Origin of the sequence: Terrimonas ferruginea DSM 30193, assembly GCF_000425585.1 — a bacterium.
Classification (GTDB): Bacteria; Bacteroidota; Bacteroidia; order Chitinophagales; family Chitinophagaceae; genus Terrimonas; species Terrimonas ferruginea.
In genome coordinates this window covers 1-3553 of sequence record NZ_KE384402.1, presented here as the reverse complement: position 1 = coordinate 3553, position 3553 = coordinate 1, and the positions used below count along the sequence as shown (strand labels likewise).

Annotated in this window: 3 protein-coding genes; all 3 read left to right on the top strand. The window is 48.9% G+C overall.

Features of this window, described 5'->3' with window-relative positions; genetic code table 11:
- On the top strand, positions 1–2253 hold a 2253-nt coding region (locus tag H608_RS23060), incomplete at its 5' end, for a beta strand repeat-containing protein (RefSeq protein WP_425426020.1).
- Positions 2254–2274: 21 nt separating this feature from the next.
- Positions 2275–2712, top strand: coding sequence for a hypothetical protein (locus H608_RS0119110; RefSeq protein WP_028789091.1), 438 nt, complete (start codon positions 2275–2277; stop codon positions 2710–2712).
- Between the two features lie 214 nt (positions 2713–2926).
- A complete protein-coding gene (locus H608_RS23055) occupies positions 2927–3484 on the top strand; it encodes a T9SS type A sorting domain-containing protein (protein ID WP_038009201.1) in 558 nt (185 codons plus the stop codon).
- Positions 3485–3553: the final 69 nt, after the last annotated feature.

Sequence of the window (3553 nt, the reverse complement as noted above, 5' to 3'; positions counted from 1 at the left end):
CCTACTGTGTCAAGACTGCAGGGTCGTCCGTTTACCAACGTAGCACCTGCCAATGGTCAGACGATCGTATGGAACGGAACCACCAACACCTGGGAGCCTGGTAACGGCGCTGCCACAACGCTGGTGTTGCCGTTCGTCGCTACCGAAAACAATCCTGCTACACTTTTTTCTATTACGAATAATGGTGATGGTACTTCTGTGGAAGGCATCAACAACACCACTACGTCAAGCATTGCTGCGGTACGTGGTATAGTGAACAGCACAGCACCCGGCGGATTTTCTTCAGCGGTGCGTGGTATCAACAACGGTACCGGTGGTCTGGGTATCGGTGTATATGGCAGTCAGGCCGGCAGTGGCTGGGGTGTATACGGCGTAACACCAAATGGCCTGGGCGTGTATGGTAACTCCTCGGCCAGTGGATATGGCGTATACGGTAACAGCAATACGGGTACAGGTATCTATGGTACCAGTAACAATGGTATTGCGGGTCAGATCAGCATCAACAATAATTCTAACAACAACAACGCATTGATCGTAAGTTCCGTTGGTAATGGTACAGTAGTGAATGTATCCACCACAGGAAACGGTGTGGGTGTATTGTCAAGCACAGGGGGAGGCTTTGGTGTGCATGGTATTACAAGCGCGCAAACTTCTGCAGGTCTCGTTGGTGATAACAACGGCGCAGGTGAAGCGATAGTGGGCCGTACTACTTCTGATATCGCGGGCGCTGTGGTAGGCCGCAACGACGGCGGTGGTTATGGTGTGCATGGTTTTGTAGCCACCAATACCAGTGGTGATGCTGTCGGCGTATATGGTCGTGTAGGTGTCAACAACAGCACAGGCCGTGCGGGTCGTTTCCAAAACTTTAACCAGGATAACGAGGTCAATACATTTGAAGTAGAAACAAACAGCAACGGCAATATCCCGGATAATACGGAAGGTAATGCATCTTCTTTTCTCGTAGATAATACGAACAGCGTAGCTGCAGGTGTGCGCGGTGAAGTGAAGACCATCTTCGGCAACTTCGGTGCGGCCGGTATATTTGGTGTTTCTTCAGGTACGGGCGGTTTTGCCGGTTTGTTTCATTCATCTAATCCCACTGGAAATGGCAGGGCTTTGGTAGCTATCAGTGATGGCAATGGAAATGCCATCACGGCAAATTCCAGAACCGGTAATGCTGTTGAAGCGAATGTGGATGAAAACGGGACCGCCGTTTATGGATGGGTTCCTACTTTCTCCGACGAGGGACAAGCCGCACGTTTCGAGCATTTCAGCGAAGACAATGAGGAAACGGTGGTATCGGTAAAAACCGTGGGCAATGGTACTGCACTGTCTTCTTTTGTTGACCGTACTACTGGTACTTCGCCTGCTGTAAAAGGTGAAGTGAATTCCATTTTTGCCAACTTCGGTACAGCAGGTGTTTATGGTGTATCATCCGGTACGGGCGGTTATGCCGGTCTCTTTTATTCTTCCAATCCCGGAGGTAACGGTCCTGCGTTACTGGCATTGACGGAAGGCGCCGGTAATGGTATCACTGCCAATGCAGGCGGTAACGGCGATGGCATCGAAGCTACCTGTGACGGAAACGGCAATGCGGTCTTTGGATGGATCCCCAATTTCGGTACAGGTAAAGCGGCACGCTTTGCTAATTTTAACAGCGCAAACGGCCAGCCTGTGGTACAAATTAACAATGCGGGTACAGGGAATGGTTTACTGATTAATCATACCGGAACTTCCGGAAGTCTCGCTGTATTGCAAAGTGCAGGCTCAAATGTTGCGCGTATCGATAAAGCCGGTCGGGGTTACTTCAACGGTGGCACGCAAAACAGTGGTGCGGATGTTGCCGAATTCTTCGATGTGGAGGGGTCCCTCCGGCAATATGAACCCGGTGATGTACTGGTGATCTCTGTTAACTCAGATCGTAAAGTGGAAAAATCTTCCGAGCCTTATTCAACATTGGTTTCAGGTGTATATGCTACCAAGCCTGGTGTATTGCTTTCCGAACACAGTGCAACAGAATACGATCACAGTGAAATGGTGCCCATGGGGGTGATCGGTGTGATTCCAACCAAGGTTTGCCTCGAAGGTGGCGCTATCCGCCGCGGCGATCTGCTGGTTACTTCTTCCATTCCCGGTGTGGCCATGAAAGCCGATCTGGATAAAGTGAAAGTAGGACAGGTGATCGGTAAAGCCCTCGAAGGCTACGATGGTCAAAGCACCGGCAAAATCAAAGTCTTGGTAAGCATTAAGTAATCATCAAAAAAGTAAAATATCATGCAAAAGAATATATATAAATACCTGCTGGCCGCAACATTATCAGTTGCCGCTCTTGCAGTACAGGCACAGAAAACCGAAACCGGAGAAAGCCCGCGCAGATTGTATGTAGAAAACAAAATGCCCGGATTGCAGTATGCTCCGGCAAGCACAGCCAAAAGAAACAGTGGCTCAAAAAAAACATACCAGGGATCAAGTCTTCGTCATGAGATGGAAGACGGAAAAATGGGTATGCCCGTAAAAAAAGGCGGCAACGCTACTGCTAACAATACCCCTAAACGTTCAACAGAAAAAGTTTCATTACCGAGTGATCAGCCGGCAACGGAAAAGAAAGTTCAGCTACCTGAACCTTTCATCCCAACGCAGGAAGATCCCGCACAGCCTTCCAATGAAACGAAACAAGATAAACCGGCAGCAGCTCCTGCCGCATCGAAGTAAGTAAGAAGGAGCCGATAGTTTCATCATTTGCGAAAGAGCGGGTACGTCGGTAGCGTACCCGTCTCTTTATTTACTACAAACAGGTAAGTTTCTTTATAGAGAAAATATTTACTTTTATGTCGTTAAGACTCCTTCGTTTTACCTTATATTCTATAAGGTTTGTTTTCCGACAGGTTAGTAGCACAACCATTAATTAACCATTTAAACCGCTTGTATGAGGAAACCTCTACTTCCCTTCCTGGCAGTATTTCTTGCCATTTCCTTTTGTCGTGCGCAATCAGTTACTCCCGCTACGTTCAACGTTGCGGGCGGCAGTTATGACAACCCTTCATCTTATCACCGTTTCGAATGGAGTTTTGGAGAGATGCTGGCGATCTCTACGATCAAACCAGCCGACAGCGCCGTGATCGTTACGCAAGGTGTTTTACAACCCTGCACCGACAAGATCGGCAACTCTCCGATGACGTTGTTGTTCGAAAAAGGTGATTACCGTTTGTTCCCCAACCCCACCACCGGGAAGTTCGAAGTGAGCTTTTTTGTGCGTGAGACCGGGCGCATGTCCCTGCAACTGGTGGATGCCACCGGTCGTGTATTGGAAAAGCGAAGCTACCAGTACAACGGCTGTTGCCGCATCGACCTGTTTGACCTGAGTGCGCGTCCCGACGGGTTGTACTTCGTGATCGCCGATCTGAAGCCCGACCGAGTACGTCCGGGCGACAACATCGAAGTGATCCGTCACAGCGGTCTGAAAGTATTGAAGATGTCTAACTGATCCAACCATTAACCTAACACTAATCACGAAAACAATGAAAAGAAGTTATTTGCTGCTGCTCGCTTTGTT